13 protein-coding genes and 3 rRNA genes are annotated in these 19,632 nt (G+C 68.6%); 13 read left to right on the top strand and 3 right to left on the bottom strand.

Annotated elements, in window-relative coordinates; translation table 11 throughout:
- Window positions 1-27: 27 nt before the first annotated feature.
- A complete protein-coding gene (locus ACI1MP_RS24955; protein WP_380341532.1) occupies window positions 28-951 on the bottom strand; it encodes an ATP-grasp domain-containing protein in 924 nt (307 codons plus the stop codon).
- Between the two features lie 149 nt (window positions 952-1,100).
- On the opposite strand from ACI1MP_RS24955, the gene ACI1MP_RS24960 reads away from it, so the two are divergent.
- Complete coding sequence (locus tag ACI1MP_RS24960) at window positions 1,101-1,640, top strand: NUDIX hydrolase (RefSeq protein WP_380341529.1); 540 nt, start codon at window positions 1,101-1,103, stop codon at window positions 1,638-1,640.
- A gap of 168 nt (window positions 1,641-1,808) precedes the next feature.
- Here the strand turns inward: ACI1MP_RS24960 and ACI1MP_RS24965 are convergent, their stop codons facing one another.
- Window positions 1,809-2,147, bottom strand: a complete 339-nt coding sequence (locus ACI1MP_RS24965) for a hypothetical protein (RefSeq protein WP_404869514.1) — start codon at window positions 2,145-2,147, stop codon at window positions 1,809-1,811.
- Between the two features lie 803 nt (window positions 2,148-2,950).
- On the opposite strand from ACI1MP_RS24965, the gene trpS reads away from it, so the two are divergent.
- From trpS to ACI1MP_RS25015, 10 genes are all read left to right on the top strand, one after another.
- Entirely contained in the window at window positions 2,951-3,988 is a 1,038-nt protein-coding gene (trpS, locus tag ACI1MP_RS24970) for a tryptophan--tRNA ligase (RefSeq protein WP_380341523.1), read from the top strand.
- A 260-nt stretch (window positions 3,989-4,248) separates the two neighbouring features.
- Window positions 4,249-5,178, top strand: coding sequence for an LD-carboxypeptidase (locus ACI1MP_RS24975; protein WP_380341520.1), 930 nt, complete (start codon window positions 4,249-4,251; stop codon window positions 5,176-5,178).
- Window positions 5,179-5,189: 11 nt separating this feature from the next.
- Window positions 5,190-5,924, top strand: coding sequence for a nucleoside/nucleotide kinase family protein (locus tag ACI1MP_RS24980; protein WP_380341517.1), 735 nt, complete (start codon window positions 5,190-5,192; stop codon window positions 5,922-5,924).
- Window positions 5,925-6,438: 514 nt separating this feature from the next.
- Window positions 6,439-7,955 (top strand): 16S ribosomal RNA (locus ACI1MP_RS24985).
- A gap of 279 nt (window positions 7,956-8,234) precedes the next feature.
- A 23S ribosomal RNA gene (locus ACI1MP_RS24990) occupies window positions 8,235-11,340 on the top strand.
- 97 nt (window positions 11,341-11,437) lie between these two features.
- A 5S ribosomal RNA gene (rrf, locus tag ACI1MP_RS24995) occupies window positions 11,438-11,554 on the top strand.
- Together the 16S, 23S and 5S rRNA genes form the textbook arrangement of a ribosomal RNA operon.
- A gap of 119 nt (window positions 11,555-11,673) precedes the next feature.
- The gene (locus tag ACI1MP_RS25000; protein WP_404869515.1) at window positions 11,674-12,366 is read left to right on the top strand and encodes a SigE family RNA polymerase sigma factor; all 693 of its coding nucleotides are present in this window, start codon (window positions 11,674-11,676) and stop codon (window positions 12,364-12,366) included.
- Window positions 12,359-13,468, top strand: coding sequence for a hypothetical protein (locus tag ACI1MP_RS25005; protein ID WP_404869516.1), 1,110 nt, complete (start codon window positions 12,359-12,361; stop codon window positions 13,466-13,468). Before ACI1MP_RS25000 ends, ACI1MP_RS25005 begins: the two co-directional genes overlap by 8 nt.
- A 300-nt stretch (window positions 13,469-13,768) precedes the next feature.
- Complete coding sequence (locus ACI1MP_RS25010) at window positions 13,769-14,692, top strand: ABC transporter ATP-binding protein (RefSeq protein WP_369879997.1); 924 nt, start codon at window positions 13,769-13,771, stop codon at window positions 14,690-14,692.
- Between the two features lie 8 nt (window positions 14,693-14,700).
- Window positions 14,701-15,366: an ABC transporter ATP-binding protein gene (locus tag ACI1MP_RS25015; RefSeq protein ID WP_043914025.1), complete on the top strand. Its 666-nt coding sequence runs from the start codon at window positions 14,701-14,703 to the stop codon at window positions 15,364-15,366.
- A gap of 11 nt (window positions 15,367-15,377) precedes the next feature.
- On the opposite strand, the gene ACI1MP_RS25020 is transcribed toward ACI1MP_RS25015, so the two are convergent.
- Entirely contained in the window at window positions 15,378-16,205 is an 828-nt protein-coding gene (locus ACI1MP_RS25020; protein ID WP_380335625.1) for a patatin-like phospholipase family protein, read from the bottom strand.
- A gap of 127 nt (window positions 16,206-16,332) precedes the next feature.
- Between ACI1MP_RS25020 and ACI1MP_RS25025 the strand changes: the two genes are divergently transcribed.
- Window positions 16,333-18,894, top strand: a complete 2,562-nt coding sequence (locus ACI1MP_RS25025; RefSeq protein ID WP_404869517.1) for an ATP-binding protein — start codon at window positions 16,333-16,335, stop codon at window positions 18,892-18,894.
- Window positions 18,891-19,571 (top strand): response regulator, encoded by a 681-nt coding sequence (locus ACI1MP_RS25030; RefSeq protein ID WP_043914021.1) that lies wholly within the window; start codon window positions 18,891-18,893, stop codon window positions 19,569-19,571. Before ACI1MP_RS25025 ends, ACI1MP_RS25030 begins: the two co-directional genes overlap by 4 nt.
- Window positions 19,572-19,632 lie beyond the last annotated feature (61 nt).

Consider the following 19,632-nt stretch of genomic DNA (forward strand, 5'->3'; position numbering starts at 1 on the left):
GAGCCGTCCGGTCGAGAGCCGGCCTGCTCAGGCCTGCGCGGACTGCGCAGCACCCACCAGTGCCCGGAACAGCACCTCGGCATCCACCCCGGACGGCAGCTCGCTGACCTGACCGTCCCCGACCTCCACCACCCGCCATCCGCTTTCGGCACCGCCGTTGTGGTCGCCCGTGCCCGGGGCCGGTCGCGCCAGGTCGGTGGTGACGAAGCGGCACCCCAACTTCCGCACCAGCGGGCGTACGGCGGACAGGTCGGGCTCGACCCGGCTCAGCGGGCAGTCGGGGTGCGGTCCGATCAGCACGGGCTCGCCGTCCAACCACCAGACCCGGGCCTCCTCGGCCCGGCCGTCCGCCGTCCGTGCGAAGTCTTCGAAGCGACGGAGCACCAGCCCGCCCGCGAGGAACTCGCCCTGCAGTTCGGCGAAGCGTGCAGCCACGCGCTCCACCGCTTCGAGGTCGGCCAACTCGGGCACGTAACAGGCCTCGTGCCACTCGTGCTTGCGGGACTTGACGTAGTCCTTCACGATCGCTGGTCCCTGCCCGCCCAGGGTCGAGGCGGCGGAAGCCAGGGCGGAGCGGTCCCAGGAGCGGCCGGGGAGCCAACTGCTGGCAGGTGTCACGGGCTCGAACGTCCGGTACCAGCCGGGCAGTTCATGAGCGGTGGCGTACTCGCCCGAGCCGGTCAGCAGGTTGCAGCCGCGGTCGACCAGTGCCTCGGCCAGCGCGGCATAGCGGGCGACGGGAATCATCCAACCCCGGTACCAGAGCCCGCCCGACCCGGCGGGGACGCGCCGGACGGCAGCCTCGACGTCCCCGGCCAGCAGAGCGTCGTGGTCGAGCAGCGCCGGACGGCCGCCGGCGCCCCGAATCAGCCCGGCCTCCCAGGCGAAGTGCGGGTCGGTCCGACGCGGCAGGAGCGGGTCCGAGGGGAGGATGACGGTGGGGTCGACCATGCGGCTCAGATTAGATCCACCGATCGGTTGACAGGCTGTCCTTGACCCTGCGTTGACCAGGCATTCTGTTCCACGTTCCCGCGCCGGGCGGGTCGCAACGGCCGAAAACTCGATCGACAGTCCGTCACTTGCACTGCCAGGCTTCCCGTGTGCGATGGATCACAGGACGTCAGAAGTCCAAGGGCGAACGGCTACCCCGTCGAGCGGCGCGAACGGTGGTGCTCTCGCCGGAGGGCGAGGTGTTCCTGTTCCGATCGGACAACTCCGAAGTCGGGGTGCATTGGAACGCTCCGGGCGGCGGCCTGGAGCCGGGCGAAACGCCTGCCGAGGGAGCACTCCGTGAGCTGCGCGAGGAGACCGGCTGGACCGACCTCCGGCCCGGTGAACTCCTCTGCACCTGGGAGCACGACTTCACCTGGCACGGCACGCCTGTCCGTCAGCACGAGCACATATTCCTGACTCGCGGTCCGCGACGTGAGCCCGGAGACGTGGCGGCGGTCCACCGCGTCGACGGCATCCTCGGATGGCGCTGGTGGACGCCGGACGAGTTGGCCGCGCCGGACGCCGATCCGCTCTGGCCGCCGAACCTGGCGGCCCTGGTCGCCGGACTCCGCACTGCGGAAGCCGGGCCGATCGCCCCCGTCCACCTCGGCTACGTGCCCAACGCCACTACACATCAGCGCAGTTGACGCCAGTCCGGCGAGTCGCCGCGCCCCGGCCGCGCCGAACTCCGGCAGCCCGCAGAGAGGAGCCGCCCAGCCCGGGCACCCACATCCGTCACCCGCCTCGCCCGACACCAGCCGCCCCGGCGCACCTGCACTCGCAACTGCCCCGCAGCTGAAGCCGGTCGAGACCGCTCAACGGACCTGGCGCCGCCCCCTCCGGCGTCCGCGAGCCGCCGGGACCTCGGCCTGCCAGTCGCGCAGCCCCAGTTCGCGGTCGTGCACGGCCTCCGGGTTGATCACCACCGACAGCAGAGCGGAGCGCAACTCCTCCGGGCTCATCCCGGTCGAGCGCTGCAACTGCTCGGTGGGGACCGACACGGCGATGGCCGACCGCCACTCCGGCAGCACCACCTGGCAGGTACCGGAGCCGAACCGCAGCAACTGGGCGGACACCCGGCGCTCCGCGGTCCGGGCCGCGCCGGGGCCGGCACTGTCGGTCGGTCCGAGCGACCCGCCGATCAGCACGCCCATCGGCACCCCCACGGGGGAGATCGGTGCGCTCTCCGGCTCGGCGCCGACCAGCCCGCTCGCCGCTGTGTCGTCGAACGGTGCCGACGCGGGCGGAACGGCCCGTACCTGGCTCAGCCGCCGCGAGGGGGTCGGCCGTCGTGGTGGCCGGACCCGTCCTGCCACCGCGCCCGCGCCCCAGGCCCCCGACGACCAGCCGGGCGACCTCGGAGTGCCCGCGGCCCTGCCCGTCACCAAGCCATCGGCACCTGCCGCTGCGAGAGCATCGCCTTCCCGTGCAGGCCCGGGCACTGCCGGCAAGCCGGTGGGAGCTCCGCCGCGGCCGTTCGGCGCTCTGTGGCTGTCCGTATCGGCGTCCGAGTGCCCGCCCAGGTCCGATCCGGACGGCGTCGAGCCGTGCCCCGAACCGGAGCCTGTCGAATCCGCGCTCGCCGCAGGGCTGTTGGCATCCGCGGCCGGCCGGTTCGGCGCGTTCTGGTCGAGCGAGGTCATGGCTGCAAACCCTCCGGATTCTCGGCTCGCCCGATCCTGCACCACCAGGGCACGCCGGGCCAAGGGACGTGTGTGGACAGCCTGACGGTTCCTTCCCACCCCGCCCGAAATCCGCCCGCCTACCCGCGCGACCGCGTTATGGTGAACGCATGTCTCTCATGTCATGCCTGTGCTGGTGGCCGTCCTAGGACGGCCGATCCCCTCGCATGACTCCAGGGCCGTCCGTACGGGCGGCCCCGGTACGAGCATCTCCGACGGACACGGGCTCACCCCGGCGGGCGGTCACCACCGCAAACCGGAGGAGAACTCCCGCCATGACCACCGTCCCGGACACCGCACCCGGCACCGCCAACCCGCTGATCGCCCCCACCGCCGAAGGCCACCGCCGTGTCCTGACCGGCGACCGCCCGACCGGACCACTGCACCTCGGGCACTACTTCGGCACGCTCCAGAACCGCGTCCAACTCCAGCTCCAGGACATCGAGTTGATGATCGTGATCGCCGACTACCAGGTGATCGCCGACCGGGACCGGGCCGACCGGGTCGCCGAGCACGCCGAGAACCTGGTCCTCGACTACCTGGCAGCCGGAGTCGACCCGGACCGGGCCACGATCTTCGCCCACAGCGCCGTCCCTGCCCTCAACCAGCTGATGCTGCCCTTTCTCAGCCTGATCAGCGTCGCCGAACTCTCCCGCAACCCCACCGTCAAGGACGAGATCACCCACTCCCGGCAGGCGGCGGTCAGCGGGCTGATGTTCACCTACCCCGTCCATCAGGCCGCCGACCTGTTGTTCTGCAAGGCCGACCTGGTCCCGGTCGGTCAGGACCAACTGCCGCACCCGGAGATCACCCGCACCATCGCCCGCCGCTTCAACGACCGCTACACCCCGCTGTTCCCCGAACCGCAGGCTCTGCTGTCCGAGGCCCCGCTGCTCCTCGGCACCGACGCCGGCAAGATGAGCAAGAGCCGGGGCAACGCCATCACCCTCGGCGCCGACGAGGACGAGACCGCGCGACTGCTGCGCGGCGCGGTCACCGACAACGACCGGCACATCAGCTACGACCCCGAGACCCGCCCCGGCGTCTCCAACCTGGTGCTGCTGATCGCCCTCTGCCAGGGTCGCGACCCGCATGCCGTCGCCGAGGAGATCGGTTCCGGCGGCGCCGCCCGGCTCAAGCGCACCGCCACCGAGGCGGTCAACGAACACCTCCGCCCGCTGCGCGCCCGGCGCACCGAGCTGGCCGCCGACCGCGCCCTGCTCCGAGAGGTCCTGCACACCGGGAACGCCCGCGCCAACGCCATCGCCGACCGCACCCTCGCCGAAGTCCGCACCGCGATGGGCACCTTCTGACCGATCCCGTGGCCGGTGTGCGGGTCGTCCGCGGCGACGACCCGCACACCGGCCACGGTCGGGCATCCCGTTGATCACGAGCCGGGGTGCCGCGCGGTACCGAGCACTGGAAGAGGTGATGGGCCGGCAGTCATCGCACCAGGGTGGTGAGTTCACGACCGGGGGATACCGTCAGCAGGCAGATCGTCCGTCCTGCGGACAGACCATGTGCACCCCGTTCGCGGTCCCACCCGCGCTCCACACCATGAAGGAGCCTCCTGATGTCCTTGCGCCCGCTCCGTCCCGGTGACCGCATCGCCCTCGTCGCCCCCAGTGGCGCAGTCGACCCCGTACGGCTCGCCCTCGGAACCGACATCCTCCGGTCCTGGGGCCTGGAGGTGGTCGTCCTCCCGCACGTCCACGACACCCACCCCACCCTGCCGTACCTCGCCGGCACCGATGCTCACCGCGCCGCCGACCTGCAAGCCGCCTGGCTGGACCCCGACATCGCCGCCGTCCTCTGTGTACGCGGAGGCTTCGGCGTCCACCGGATGGTCGACCTCCTGGACTGGGACGCGATGCGCGCCGCCCCGCCCAAGCTGCTGATCGGCTTCAGCGACACCACCGTTCTGCACGAGGCCGTCGCGCAGCAGCTGGGCACTCCCACTCTCTACGGGCCGATGTCCGCCGCCGGCGTGTTCACCACTGACGCCCCGACCGCGGAACACCTGCGCCGCACCCTGTTCGAGCCGGCCACCACGACCGTCCTCGGCGGACCCGACGCCGCGACCCTCGTTCCCGGCCGTGCCCATGGCGTCCTGATGGGCGGGTGCGCCTCCCTGCTGGCCGCCGACCGAGGCACCCCCGGTGCCCGACCGTCCTTCGCGGGCGGGCTGCTCCTCCTGGAGGACATCAATGAGCAGCCCTACCAGCTCGACCGCATCCTCACCCAGCTGCGACGCAGCGGAGCCCTGAAAGGAGTGGCCGGCGTGGCCCTCGGCTCCTGGGACCTCTGCGGGCCGCTCGACGGCGTACGCGCCGTGATGCTCGACCACTTCGGCGACCTCGGAATCCCGGTCGTCTGGGAACTCGGTTTCGGTCACGCTCCGTCCGCCATCACCGTCCCGCTCGGCGTCCCCGCCACGCTCGACGCCGATGCCGCCACGCTCACGCTCGACGCCCCCGTTCTCACCCCCTCCACCGACGCGTAGGGTGGCGGGCCATGCACGTCGAAGGCACCTCCGCCGTAGGAACATCTCCCACCGCACCGGCCGCCGAACGCATGCCCGCCCCCGCGGCGGCGGCCGTGACCCGCGCGCTCGGCCTGCTGCGCGGCCCGGGCAGTGGAACCGGCCGAGCACTCCTCGGCCTGGCCGGCCCGCCCGCGGCCGGGAAGTCCACTCTCGCCCGCCTGCTGATCGACGAGGTCAACCGCCACGAGGGCCCCGATACCGCGGCCTACCTCCCGCTGGACGGCTTCCACCTCTCGAACGCCCAGCTCGATCGTCTCGGTCTGCGTTCCCGCAAGGGCGCCCCCGAGACCTTCGACGCCTTCGGCTACCTCGCCCTCGTCCAGCGCGTCGCCACCGACCGCTTCCACGACATCTACGCGCCCGACTTCGACCGCACCCTGGACGAGCCCGTCGCCGCCCGTCACCTGATCCGCCCCTGCACCCGCCTGGTCATCACCGAAGGCAACTACCTCGCGTCCCCCGCCACCCCCTGGACGAACGCCCGGGCACTGCTGCGCGAGCTCTGGTACGTGGACGCCGACCACACCACCCGGGACGCCCGACTCCTCGCCCGCCACACCGCCGGCGGCCAGGACCACCCCACCGCGCGCCGCCGGATCGACAGCAACGACCAACCCAACGCCGCTCAGGTGGAGGCCACCCGAAGGGCCTGCGACTGGGTGGTTCGTCCAGAGGCATTTGCACCTGCCCACCGATCGGCGTAGTGTTACCTAGTCGCTCGGCAGGGAGCACCGGACACGCATCTGTGTGGACGGTCCCGGGGCGGCCAATCCTCAAGAACCATCCAGTTGATCCGTGCCGGGTCGCGTCTTTTTCGCGTCTCCGTTCGTATTTGCTGTGCGCGTTTTCGGAGATTGCGGCGGATTCGCTTTTCGGAGCGGGGATCGGCTAGAGTTTGAAACGTCGGACGGGCCGTCAGGTCGGGAAGACGAACAGCAAGTCGGATCGAAACTCCGGAAAACGGAGCGGAAAACATCTGATAAGCTGGGAACACGAAAGAACGAAGCGCCCGGAGGGCCGGTCGGAAGGCCGCCTGAAGGAAGTGTCCGTTCCTTGAGAACTCAACAGCGTGCCAAAAGTCAACGCCAGATATGTTGACATCCCCGGCCGGTCCTTATGGATCGGTTGGAGATTCCTTTATGAAGTATCACTAGCGAGGACGCAGTGCGCAGGGCCGCCTTATTCCGGTGGTTGCTGTGCCGCTCTTTCGTGGAAGCATTCACGGAGAGTTTGATCCTGGCTCAGGACGAACGCTGGCGGCGTGCTTAACACATGCAAGTCGAACGGTGAAGCCCTTCGGGGTGGATCAGTGGCGAACGGGTGAGTAACACGTGGGAAATCTGCCCTGCACTCTGGGACAAGCCTTGGAAACGAGGTCTAATACCGGATATGACCTGCTCCTGCATGGGAGTGGGTGGAAAGCTCCGGCGGTGCAGGATGATCCCGCGGCCTATCAGCTTGTTGGTGGGGTAATGGCCTACCAAGGCGACGACGGGTAGCCGGCCTGAGAGGGCGACCGGCCACACTGGGACTGAGACACGGCCCAGACTCCTACGGGAGGCAGCAGTGGGGAATATTGCACAATGGGCGAAAGCCTGATGCAGCGACGCCGCGTGAGGGATGACGGCCTTCGGGTTGTAAACCTCTTTCAGCAGGGAAGAAGCGCAAGTGACGGTACCTGCAGAAGAAGCACCGGCTAACTACGTGCCAGCAGCCGCGGTAATACGTAGGGTGCGAGCGTTGTCCGGAATTATTGGGCGTAAAGAGCTCGTAGGCGGCCTGTCGCGTCGGATGTGAAAGCCCGGGGCTTAACCCCGGGTCTGCATTCGATACGGGCAGGCTAGAGTGTGGTAGGGGAGATCGGAATTCCTGGTGTAGCGGTGAAATGCGCAGATATCAGGAGGAACACCGGTGGCGAAGGCGGATCTCTGGGCCATTACTGACGCTGAGGAGCGAAAGCGTGGGGAGCGAACAGGATTAGATACCCTGGTAGTCCACGCCGTAAACGTTGGGAACTAGGTGTTGGCGACATTCCACGTCGTCGGTGCCGCAGCTAACGCATTAAGTTCCCCGCCTGGGGAGTACGGCCGCAAGGCTAAAACTCAAAGGAATTGACGGGGGCCCGCACAAGCAGCGGAGCATGTGGCTTAATTCGACGCAACGCGAAGAACCTTACCAAGGCTTGACATACACCGGAAACTGGTAGAGATATCAGCCCCCTTGTGGTCGGTGTACAGGTGGTGCATGGTTGTCGTCAGCTCGTGTCGTGAGATGTTGGGTTAAGTCCCGCAACGAGCGCAACCCTTGTTCTGTGTTGCCAGCGAGTAATGTCGGGGACTCACAGGAGACTGCCGGGGTCAACTCGGAGGAAGGTGGGGACGACGTCAAATCATCATGCCCCTTATGTCTTGGGCTGCACACGTGCTACAATGGCCGGTACAAAGGGCTGCGATGCCGTGAGGCGGAGCGAATCCCAAAAAGCCGGTCTCAGTTCGGATTGGGGTCTGCAACTCGACCCCATGAAGTTGGAGTTGCTAGTAATCGCAGATCAGCATGCTGCGGTGAATACGTTCCCGGGCCTTGTACACACCGCCCGTCACGTCACGAAAGTCGGTAACACCCGAAGCCGGTGGCCTAACCCGTAAGGGGAGGAGCCGTCGAAGGTGGGACCAGCGATTGGGACGAAGTCGTAACAAGGTAGCCGTACCGGAAGGTGCGGCTGGATCACCTCCTTTCTAAGGAGCACATAGCCAGATCCGAGCGAACGTCTCGGATTGGTTGCTCATGGGTGGAACGTTGACTATTCGGCACACACGGTGATGACCGCAAGTACTGCCCCTCGGGGTGTGGAACGCGGGTTCGGAGTCGGGTGTGTCGGGCACGTTGTTGGGTCCTGAGGGAACGAGTGATCGTTTCTTCTGGGATGCCGGCCTCATGCGAGGCGCCCGCAAGGGTTGCCGAGTTTGGGTGTCTGGTCGTTGTTTGAGAACTGCACAGTGGACGCGAGCATCTGTGGCCAAGTTTTTAAGGGCGCACGGTGGATGCCTTGGCACCAGGAACCGATGAAGGACGTGGGAGGCCGCGATAGGCCCCGGGGAGCTGTCAACCGAGCTTTGATCCGGGGGTGTCCGAATGGGGAAACCCGGCAGTCGTCATGGGCTGTCACCCGCTGCTGAACACATAGGCAGTGTGGAGGGAACGCGGGGAAGTGAAACATCTCAGTACCCGCAGGAAGAGAAAACAACCGTGATTCCGGGAGTAGTGGCGAGCGAAACCGGATGAGGCCAAACCGGCATGGTGTGAGACCCGGCAGGGGTTGCCATGTTGGGGTTGTGGGAAAGTTCTTCAGTCGTCTGCCGGCGGCTGGGCGAGTCAGAAACCGTATGGGTAGTCGAAGGACATGCGAAAGGTCCGGCGTAGAGGGTAAGACCCCCGTAGACGAAATCTGTACGGCTCGCTTGAGCTTCTCCCAAGTAGCACGGGGCCCGAGAAATCCCGTGTGAATCTGGCGGGACCACCCGCTAAGCCTAAATATTCCCTGGTGACCGATAGCGGATAGTACCGTGAGGGAATGGTGAAAAGTACCGCGGGAGCGGAGTGAAATAGTACCTGAAACCGTGTGCCTACAAGCCGTGGGGGCAGCCTTCGGGCTGTGACTGCGTGCCTTTTGAAGAATGAGCCTGCGAGTTTGCGGTGTGTAGCGAGGTTAACCCGTGTGGGGTAGCCGTAGCGAAAGCGAGTCCGAACAGGGCGTTTGAGTTGCATGCCCAAGACCCGAAGCGGAGTGATCTAGCCATGGGCAGGTTGAAGCGCGGGTAAGACCGTGTGGAGGACCGAACCCACCAGGGTTGAAAACCTGGGGGATGACCTGTGGTTAGGGGTGAAAGGCCAATCAAACTCCGTGATAGCTGGTTCTCCCCGAAATGCATTTAGGTGCAGCGTCGTGTGTTTCTTGCCGGAGGTAGAGCACTGGATAGGCGATGGGCCTCACCGGGTTACTGACCTTAGCCAAACTCCGAATGCCGGTAAGTGAGAGCACGGCAGTGAGACTGTGGGGGATAAGCTCCATGGTCGAGAGGGAAACAGCCCAGAACACCGACTAAGGTCCCTAAGCGTGTGCTAAGTGGGAAAGGATGTGGAGTCGCAGAGACAACCAGGAGGTTGGCTTAGAAGCAGCCACCCTTGAAAGAGTGCGTAATAGCTCACTGGTCAAGTGATTCCGCGCCGACAATGTAGCGGGGCTCAAGCACATCACCGAAGTCGTGTCATTGCAGCAATACTCCCAACGGAGGCTGTGATGGGTAGGGGAGCGTCGTGTGCCGGGTGAAGCAGCCGAGGAATCGAGTTGTGGACGGTTCACGAGTGAGAATGCAGGCATGAGTAGCGATACAAGAGTGGGAAACTCTTGCGCCGATTGACCAAGGGTTCCTGGGTCAAGCTGATCTGCCCAGGGTAAGTCGGGACCTAAGGCGAGGCCGACAGGCGTAGTCGATGGACAACGGGTTGATATTCCCGTACCCGCTTTGAAGCGCCAACGCTGAACCTCTTGATGCTAAGCCCGTGAAGCCGGCCCGGAGTCTTCGGACAATGGGACGTGGTGGAGCCGGTGGCCCAACGGGGTAGTAGGTGAGCGATGGGGTGACGCAGGAAGGTAGTCCAGCCCGGGCGGTGGTAGTCCCGGGGTAAGGGTGTAGGCCGTGAGGTAGGCAAATCCGCCTCACATCAAGGCTGAGACCTGATGCCGAGCCGATTGTGGTGAAGTGGATGATCCTATGCTGTCGAGAAAAGCCTCTAGCGAGTTTCATGGCGGCCCGTACCCCAAACCGACTCAGGTGGTCAGGTAGAGAATACCGAGGCGTTCGGGTGAACTGTGGTTAAGGAACTCGGCAAAATGCCCCCGTAACTTCGGGAGAAGGGGGGCCATTGCTGGTGATGGGACTTGCTCCTTGAGCTGGTGGTGGCCGCAGAGACCAGCGAGAAGCGACTGTTTACTAAAAACACAGGTCCGTGCGAAGCCGTAAGGCGATGTATACGGACTGACGCCTGCCCGGTGCTGGAACGTTAAGGGGACCGGTTAGTCCGATTTCGGTCGGGCGAAGCTGAGAACTTAAGCGCCAGTAAACGGCGGTGGTAACTATAACCATCCTAAGGTAGCGAAATTCCTTGTCGGGTAAGTTCCGACCTGCACGAATGGCGTAACGACTTCTCGACTGTCTCAACCACAGGCCCGGTGAAATTGCATTACGAGTAAAGATGCTCGTTTCGCGCAGCAGGACGGAAAGACCCCGGGACCTTTACTATAGCTTGATATTGGTGTTCGGTTCGGCTTGTGTAGGATAGGTGGGAGACTTTGAAGCCGTGACGCCAGTCATGGTGGAGTCGCCGTTGAAATACCACTCTGGTCGTGCTGGATGTCTAACCTGGGTCCGTGATCCGGATCAGGGACAGTGTCTGGTGGGTAGTTTAACTGGGGCGGTTGCCTCCTAAAGAGTAACGGAGGCGCCCAAAGGTTCCCTCAGCCTGGTTGGCAATCAGGTGTTGAGTGTAAGTGCACAAGGGAGCTTGACTGTGAGACTGACGGGTCGAGCAGGTACGAAAGTAGGGACTAGTGATCCGGCGGTGGCTTGTGGAAGCGCCGTCGCTCAACGGATAAAAGGTACCCCGGGGATAACAGGCTGATCTTCCCCAAGAGTCCATATCGACGGGATGGTTTGGCACCTCGATGTCGGCTCGTCGCATCCTGGGGCTGGAGTAGGTCCCAAGGGTTGGGCTGTTCGCCCATTAAAGCGGTACGCGAGCTGGGTTTAGAACGTCGTGAGACAGTTCGGTCCCTATCCGCTGTGCGCGTAGGAGTGTTGAGAAGGGCTGTCCCTAGTACGAGAGGACCGGGACGGACGAACCTCTGGTGTGCCAGTTGTCCTGCCAAGGGCATGGCTGGTTGGCTACGTTCGGGAGGGATAACCGCTGAAAGCATCTAAGCGGGAAGCCTGCTTCGAGATGAGCACTCCCACCTCCTTGAGAGGGTAAGGCTCCCAGTAGACGACTGGGTTGATAGGCCGGATATGGAAGCCCTGTGAGGGGTGGAGTTGACCGGTACTAATAGGCCGAGGGCTTGTCCTCAGTTGCTCGCGTCCACTGTGTTGGTTCTGAAACCACGAACAGAACCCCGCCCCACTTTGTGGGGTGTGTGGGTTCCGGTTCGACAGTTTCATAGTGTTTCGGTGGTCATAGCGTGAGGGAAACGCCCGGTTACATTCCGAACCCGGAAGCTAAGCCTCACAGCGCCGATGGTACTGCAGGGGGGACCCTGTGGGAGAGTAGGACGCCGCCGAACAATTATTCAGGGAAAGCCCCTCGCCTTTACGGCGGGGGGCTTTTTCGCGTTCCCGGACAGCGGGCGAACAAGTCCGAGGCTGTTGCCGGGTGCCTCGGTGCACGGCACACTGTGGCGTCATGGTCGTGGAGCAGGGCGAGGGGGCCGGCGGCAGAGCCGGCCGGGGCGGCGACGACTTTCGAGTGTTCTACGAGGCCGCGTACGGTCAACTGGTCGCGCACTTGTATGCGCTGACGGGTGATCTGGGTGAGGCGCAGGATGCTGCCCAGGAGGCGTTCGTCCGGGCGTGGAACCACTGGGGGCGGCTGGTGTCGCACGAGAACCCGGTGGCGTGGGTCCGGCTGACGGGGCAGCGGATCGCGATCAGTCGCTGGCGGCGGGCGCGGACGGCGTTGCAGAGCTGGATCCGGCATGGGGACGCGAGTTCGCCGGTTCCGGGGCCGGGGCCGGAGACGGTGGCCTTGGTGGAGGCGCTGCGGAAGCTGCCGGAGGCGCAGCGCTCGGCCCTGGTGTGGCATCACATGGGGGGTCGTTCGGTGGCGGAGATCGCCGCGGACGAAGGGGTGCCGGTAGGGACGGTCAAGGCGCGGTTGCATCGCGGGCGGCAGGCGTTGGCGGTGCTGCTGGGGGAAGAATCGGCGGCGGTCGCGGAGGAGTCGACGGTCGCGCCGCTGCGGTCGGCTCCGGCGGCTGCCGCGGGTGAACGGGCTGCGGGGAGAGCGGAGTTGACGGGGGTCGGCGAGGGTGACGGGGAGCCGGTGGCGATGCGGTTGACGGAGGCTCGGCTGCGAGTGGCGGATTCGCATGTCTAGACCCGAGGTGGAGACGCCGGGGTCGGTGGCGGAGGACCGTCCGGCGATCGGCGCGGCGCGGCTGGACGCGATGTTCGACGGGTTGCGGCGCGAGGTGGTGCTGGGAGTGTCGGCGCCGCCGAGTGCGGAGGTGGTGCGGCGCGGGATGAGGCGTCGTCGCCGTCGGGCGGGTGCGGTGGCGGTGGCGGGCGTGCTGGGCGTCGCGGTGCTGTGGTCCGTGGCGGCGGTGGTGCCGGCGCCGACGGGGCACGGGGTGGCGGGGTATCCGGTGCCGCCGACGGCTGCGGCGCCGCGGCCGACGGTGGATCTGCCGTTCCCGGAGCCGCGGTTGTCGGCACCGCCGTCGGTGGACGGGGCGGCGGAGTGGGCGTCGTTGGAGTCGGCCGATGCCGCGGTGCGGGCGCTGGTGCTGGATGCGTCGCGGCTGCCGAGCGTGCTGGGCGGGTACGGCCCGTGGACGGTGCCTCAGGCGGAGGGCCCGTCCACGTCCGGTTCGCCGGCGCAGCCCACCGCGCCGGCTTCGCCTGCAGGCGGCAACTCCGCGGGCACCGGCGGTACTTCACCGTCCGGCAGTCCGTCCGGAAGTGGAAGTCAGTCCGAAAGCGGAAGTCCGTCCGGGAGCCCCTCCGGACCTGCCGCAAGCCCATCGGGAGGCGTGACCGGAACCCCTGGTGCGGGCTCGTTCGCGGACGGCTGTGTGTCGCGGCTGGTCCGTACGGCTGGCGCCGAGCAGTTGTGGGGGCAGCGGTACGTGGACGCCGGTCACCCGGAGGCATCGGCGCAGCAGGTGGTGATGCGGTTCGGGTCTCCGTTGGCGGCGGAGTACCAGGCGACCCGGCTGATGCGGGGTGGGGAGTGTGTGAGCTCGGGGGCCGGCTGGACGGTGGAGCAACAGGTCGGTGCGGTGGTGTCGTTGGGGGTGCGGCAGCCGGTGGCGTACGCGGAGGAGGTGGCGGTGCACATCAGCGGGACGATGGTGGCGGTGTTGACGGTGCGTCGCGGTGGTCGGGGGGTGACGCCGGCGGCGGGGTTGTCGGATCCGTTCCGGGCCTCGGCAGAGGAGTTCCTGCAGCTGCGGGCGTCCGATCCCGGGGTCGGCTGAGGCCCGCGCGGGAGCGGAACGGCCGGGTGGGGCGAGGTGGCCGGGCGGTGTTCGGAGGGTTTCGAAAAAAGTCCGCGAACCGATGCAACCGGGCTGCTGCGGGCCGCGTTGGTGTGGTGAGGTCGCTGCCGATCGGGGTGGTGGCCTACGGGGGTACGCCCGGTCGGGTGGTCGGGGCAGAACAGGGGACTGCCCCGCCCGCCCGGCCGGGTGTCGGACCGGAACGCAGGCCGTGGTGAGCGGTGGCTCCGGCGGCCGGAGGGGAACGCGGTGGGGGCTGAGACGGTGGGGGTGCCGGCGGTGTCGGAGCCCGAGGGGCTGGACGAACTGCGCAGGCGGGCGGTCGCGGCGGGGCCGCCGCCGGTCGAGGGCATGGTGGTGTGCGAGAACCTGGTGCGGATCCACCGTTCCGAGGGCGTCGAGGTGCAGGCCCTGCAGGGGCTCGATCTGACGGTCGAGGACGGCGAGTTGATCGCGGTGGTGGGCGCCTCGGGTTCCGGCAAGTCGACGTTGCTGGGGATCCTCGCGGGGCTGGACGTGCCGACGGCGGGCAGTGCCCGGGTGGCGGGGTACGACCTGCTGGCGATGGACAAGAAGGAGCGATTGGCGTTCCGGCGCCGGACGGTGGGGTTCGTCTGGCAGCAGACGGCACGGAATCTGTTGCCGTACCTGACCGCGGTGGAGAACGTGATGCTGCCGATGGGGTACGCGCGGGTGCCGCGGCGGGATCGGCAGCGGCTGGCGGCGGACCTGTTGGGGATGCTGGGCATCGCGCATCTGGCGGGTCGTCGGCCGGCGGAGATGTCGGGCGGTGAGCAGCAGCGGGTGGCGATCGCGGTGGCGAACGCGAACTCGCCGGCACTGCTGCTGGCGGACGAGCCGACGGGTGAGCTGGACAGTGCGACCAGCGAGGAGATCTTCGCGGCGCTGCGTTCGGTGAACGAGGAGTTGGGGGTGACGGTGCTGATCGTCACCCATGACCCGATGGTCGCTCAGGAGGTGCGGCGCACCGTGCGGATCCGCAACGGGCGGACCTCGACGGAGGTGCTGCGTCCGGAGCGGGGCGAGCCGGGAGTGGAGTACGCGGTGCTGGACCGGGTGGGCCGGTTGCAGTTGCCGCAGGACTTCACGGAGGCGTTGGGGCTGAGCCGCCGGGTGCGGCTGGCGTTGGAGGAGGACCACATCGGGGTGTGGCGTGCGGAGGGATCGGAGGTTCGCGGGTGACCGGCGCAATGGTGGTCGTGGAGGACGTGCACCGGACGTTCGGCGCGGGTGACCGGGCGGTGCACGCGGTGCGCGGGGTGTCGTTCACGGCGAAGGCCGGGGAGTTGACGGCGCTGCGGGGCCGGTCGGGGTCGGGGAAGACGACGCTGCTGAACCTGGTGGGCGGTCTGGACATGCCGTCGGCGGGGCGGATCAGCATCGCGGGGATGGACCTGTCGGGTCTGGACGAGTCGGGCCGGTTGGCGCTGCGGCGGGACCGGATCGGTTTCGTGTTCCAGTCGTTCGGGCTGATCTCGGTGCTGACGGCGGCGGAGAACGTCGGGGTGCCGATGCGGTTGCGCCGGGTGGCGGTGAAGGAGCGCGAGGAGCGGGTCCGGACGCTGCTGGCGCTGGTGGGCCTGGCCGATCACGCGGCGCAGCGGCCGACGGAGCTGTCGGGTGGTCAGCAGCAGCGGGTGGCGGTGGCGCGGGCGTTGGCGAACGAGCCGGCGCTGCTGATCGCGGACGAGCCGACCGGGCAGCTGGACTCGGACACCGGTCTGGCGATCATGGAGCTGCTGCGGGCGGTGGTGCGCAGCGAGGGCGTGACGGCGCTGGTGGCGACGCACGACCCGCAGCTCATGGACCTGGCGGACCGGGTGCTGGAGCTGCGGGACGGCAAGATCGTCGAGTAGCCGCGCGAAGGTCAGGCCCAGAGTTCGCGGACCTGGTCGGCGACCCGTCGGGCCTGGGTGCGGCCGGCCTCGGCGGCGGGGGCGCGGACGGTGGTGTCGAGCGGGTTGACGCCGAAGGCGGCGAGCGCGTCCTCGTCGGGGGTGAGGGCGAGGGCGGTGCCGGTGGCCCGGAGCGTCTCCAGTTCGGTGGCAAGGTGGTGGTCGGTCATCGGGGCGATGACCAGGACGGTCTGCCGGCCGGCCATCAGGTCGGCGTTGGTGTAGCTGCGGATGCCGCCGTCCATGTAGCGGTGGCCGTCGATCTCGACGGTGGGCCAGATGCCGGGGATGGCGCAGCTGGCGGCGACGGCGTCGACCAGGGGGACGCCGCTGTGGCGGTCGAAGGTGCGGAGTTCGCCGGTGTCGGCGTCGACGGCGGTGAGGGTGAGCGGACGGTCGGGCCAGTCGTGGGCGGGGAGCCGGCCGGCGATGACGTGGCGTCGTTCGGCGGCGGGGACGGTGTCGGCGTCCAGGGCGAGGCGGCCGAGGCGGCGGCGCAGCTCGGCGGGGTCGGTGATCTCGGCGAGCAGGGCGCCGTAGGTTTCGAGGAAGGCGCCGAGGGTTTCGGTGGGCGGGACGATCTCGTGGTTCTGCCGGGCGGGGTCGGTCTGTCGGAGGTGGAGTTCGGCGAGCGGGAGTCCGGAGGCGAGTTGGCCGCCGACGGTGGCTCCGGCGGAGGTGCCGAGGATGTGGTCGGCGGTGCCGGGGAGGTCGAGGCCGGCTTCGGCGAGGCCGTGGAGCAGGCCGGTCTCCCAGGCGATGCCGGCGAGTCCGCCGCCGCCGAGTACGAGTCCGCGCATGTGGTCCCCCTGGAGTCGATCGATTCGTTCGGCATTGTGGCGCAACGGGCGTCAAGAAGTTGACAATTCTTCAGCCAAGCCAGCCTGATCAGCGGATATTCCGATTGCAGGGCTTAATCTCAGGGGCATGGTGCACACGGGCCGCGGCCGGCTGCGGATCTACCTCGGGGCGGCCCCGGGCGTCGGCAAGACGTACGCCATGCTCGCCGAGGCGCACCGCCGACTCGAGCGCGGCGCGGACGTGGTGGTCGGATTCGTGGAGACCCACGGGCGCGCCCGCACCGCCGAACTGCTGGACGGCCTGGAGATCGTCCCGCGCCGCACCATGACCCATCGCGGCGCCGAGTTCACCGAACTCGACCTGGACGCGGTGCTGGACCGCGACCCCGCGGTGGTGCTGATCGACGAGCTCGCCCACACCAACGTCCCCGGTTCGCGGCACGCCAAGCGCTGGCAGGACGTCGAGGAGCTGCTGGCGGCCGGGATCGACGTGATCTCCACCGTCAACATCCAGCACCTGGAGTCGCTCGGCGACGTGGTCGAGGGCATCACCGGCGTCCGCCAGCGGGAGACCGTCCCGGACGAGGTGGTGCGGCGCGCCGACCAGATCGAGCTGGTCGACATGTCGCCGCAGGCGCTGCGCCGCCGCCTGGCGCACGGCAACGTGTACGCGCCGGAGAAGGTGGACGCGGCGCTCGCCCACTACTTCCGGCCCGGCAACCTGACGGCGCTGCGCGAGCTGGCGCTGCTGTGGACGGCCGACCGGGTCGACGAGTACCTGCAGCGGTACCGGGCCGAGCAGGGCATCCAGGGCACCTGGCAGGCCCGGGAGCGGATCGTGGTCGGCCTGACCGGCGGCCCGGAGGGCGCCACGCTGATCCGCCGGGCCGCCAGGATCGCGGCCCGCGGCAGCGCCGGCGAACTGCTGGCGGTGCACATCTCGCGCTCCGACGGCCTGTCGGGTTCCTCGCCGCAAACGTTGATCGAGCAGCGCGCGCTGGTGGAGAGCCTCGGCGGCAGCTTCCACTCGGTGCTCGGCGACGACCCGGCGGCCGGGCTGCTGGACTTCGCGCGCGGCGTCAACGCCACCCAGATCGTGATCGGCACCAGCCGCCGCAAGGTCTGGCAGTACGTGTACGGGCCGGGCGTCGGCTACACGGTGACCCGGGACTCCGGGGACATCGACGTCCACATGGTCAACCACGAGCACGCGGCGCGCGGCCGGGGCCGGATCCCGATCCGGAAGGTCACCGACCTGGGCCGGACCCGGACGGTGGCGGGCTGGCTGATCGGCGTGGCCGGGCCGCCGCTGCTGGCGCTGGTGCTGAGCCGGTTCCACGGGCAGGGGCTCTCCACCGACATGCTGCTGTTCCTGTCGCTGACGGTGTGCGCGGCGCTGGTCGGCGGGCTGTACCCGGCGATCGCCTCGGCGCTGGTCGGATCGACGGCGCTCAACTACTACTTCGCGCCCCCCATCCACGCCTTCACCATCGCCGAGCCGCAGAACATCCTGGCGGTGGCGATCTTCACCGCGGTCGGCATCGCGGTCGCCACCGTGGTCGACCTGGCCGCCCGGCGCAGCCATCAGGCGGCCCGCGCCCAGGCCGAGGCGCAGACCATGTCGGCGCTGGCCGGCACCGTGCTGCGCGGCGCCCCCACCGGCGAGGGGGTGCTGACAGCGCTGCTGGAGCAGGTCCGGGAGACCTTCCAGCAGGAGGCCGTGGCGCTGGTCGAGCGCGCCGACCCGCACGCCCCCTGGCGCGCCGCCGCCGCGGTCGGTCCGCGCCCGCCCGCCGGGCCCGAGCAGGCGGACGTGGACGTGCCGGTCGGCGAACGCCTCGCCCTGGTGCTGCGCGGCCGGGTGCTGCCCGCCGCGGACCGGCGGATGCTCGGCGCGTTCGCCAACCAGGCCGCCGTGCTGCTGGAGCGCCGCCGGCTGGCGGGGGAGGCCGTCGCCGCCCGCCGCGAGGCCGAGGGCAACCGGATCCGCACCGCGCTGCTGGCCGCCGTCTCGCACGACCTGCGCACCCCGCTGGCCGGGATCAAGGCCGCCGTCACCTCGCTGCGCGCCGAGGACGTCGAGTGGGACCCGGAGGACGAGGCCGAGCTGCTGGCCGGCATCGAGTCCGGCGCGGACCGCCTCGATCATCTGATCAACAACCTGCTGGACATGAGCCGCCTGCAGACCGGCACCGTCACCCCGCTGCTCCAGCCCACCGACCTGGACGAGGTGGTGCCGTTCGCCCTCGGCGGCGTACCGCCCGGCAGCGTCCGGCTGGACGTGGCGGAGTCGCTGCCGATGGTGCGCGCCGACACCGGGCTGCTGGAGCGGGTGCTCGCCAACCTGGTGGAGAACGCCGTCAAGTACGGCCCGCCCGGCAGCCCGGTGCTGGTCAAGGCGGACCTGCTGCCCCGCGACGGCCGGGTCGAGCTGCGCGTCGTCGACCGCGGCCCGGGCGTCCCCGAGGAGGCCCGGGAGCGGATCTTCGCCCCGTTCCAGCGCTACGGCGACGCCCCGCGCGGCACCGGCGTCGGCCTCGGCCTGGCGGTGGCGCGCGGCTTCGCCGAGGCGATGGGCGGCGCCGTCACCGCCGAGGACACTCCCGGCGGCGGGCTGACCATGGTGGTCTCCCTGCCCGCCGTCGACCTGCACGACCACGCTGACAACGGAAAGGCCGGTCCCGCATGACCCGGGTCCTCGTGGTGGACGACGAACCGCAGATCGTCCGCGCCCTGGTGATCAACCTCAAGGCCCGCAAGTACGAGGTGGACTCCGCGCACGACGGCGCGAGCGCCCTGGAACTGGCCGCCGCCCGCCACCCCGACGTGGTGGTGCTCGACCTCGGCCTGCCCGACATGGACGGCGTCGAGGTGATCCGCGGCCTGCGCGGCTGGACCCGGGTGCCGATCATCGTGCTGTCCGCCCGGCACGCCTCCGACGAGAAGGTCGAGGCACTGGACGCCGGCGCCGACGACTACGTCACCAAGCCGTTCGGCATGGACGAGCTGCTGGCCCGGATGCGGGCCGCGGTGCGCCGCGCCGAGCCGGTCACCGCCGAGGGCGAGCCGGTGGTCGCCACCGAGTCGTTCACCGTCGACCTGGCCGCCAAGAAGGTCAACCGTCAGGGCCACGACGTCCGACTCACCCCCACCGAATGGCACCTGCTGGAAGTGCTGGTGCGCAACTCCGGGCGGCTGGTCAGCCAGACCCAGCTGCTGCAGGAGGTGTGGGGACCGGCCTACCGCAAGGAGACCAACTACCTGCGGGTCTACCTGGCACAGCTGCGTCGGAAGCTGGAGGCCGACCCGTCGCACCCCCGCCACTTCATCACCGAACCGGGCATGGGCTACCGCTTCGAGCCGTGACCGGGGCGTGACCGGGGCGTGACCGGCGCGGCCGGAGCTCTGCCGCCCGGCGGGGGTGAAC

Source organism: Kitasatospora griseola (genome assembly GCF_044999035.1).
Taxonomy (GTDB): domain Bacteria; phylum Actinomycetota; class Actinomycetes; order Streptomycetales; family Streptomycetaceae; genus Kitasatospora; species Kitasatospora griseola.

Bases quoted from the DNA above. Each gene is read 5' to 3' on its own strand.
- ACI1MP_RS24980 (WP_380341517.1), top strand. From the start codon at position 5,190: ATGCACGTCGAAGGCACCTCCGCCGTAGGAACATCTCCCACCGCACCG.
- ACI1MP_RS24975 (WP_380341520.1), top strand. From the start codon at position 4,249: ATGTCCTTGCGCCCGCTCCGTCCCGGTGACCGCATCGCCCTCGTCGCC.
- ACI1MP_RS25005 (WP_404869516.1), top strand. From the start codon at position 12,359: ATGTCTAGACCCGAGGTGGAGACGCCGGGGTCGGTGGCGGAGGACCGT.
- ACI1MP_RS25030 (WP_043914021.1), top strand. From the start codon at position 18,891: ATGACCCGGGTCCTCGTGGTGGACGACGAACCGCAGATCGTCCGCGCC.
- ACI1MP_RS25000 (WP_404869515.1), top strand. From the start codon at position 11,674: ATGGTCGTGGAGCAGGGCGAGGGGGCCGGCGGCAGAGCCGGCCGGGGC.
- ACI1MP_RS25025 (WP_404869517.1), top strand. From the start codon at position 16,333: ATGGTGCACACGGGCCGCGGCCGGCTGCGGATCTACCTCGGGGCGGCC.
- ACI1MP_RS24965 (WP_404869514.1), bottom strand. From the start codon at position 2,147: ATGGGCGTGCTGATCGGCGGGTCGCTCGGACCGACCGACAGTGCCGGC.
- ACI1MP_RS24955 (WP_380341532.1), bottom strand. From the start codon at position 951: ATGGTCGACCCCACCGTCATCCTCCCCTCGGACCCGCTCCTGCCGCGT.
- ACI1MP_RS25020 (WP_380335625.1), bottom strand. From the start codon at position 16,205: ATGCGCGGACTCGTACTCGGCGGCGGCGGACTCGCCGGCATCGCCTGG.
- ACI1MP_RS25015 (WP_043914025.1), top strand. From the start codon at position 14,701: ATGGTGGTCGTGGAGGACGTGCACCGGACGTTCGGCGCGGGTGACCGG.
- trpS (WP_380341523.1), top strand. From the start codon at position 2,951: ATGACCACCGTCCCGGACACCGCACCCGGCACCGCCAACCCGCTGATC.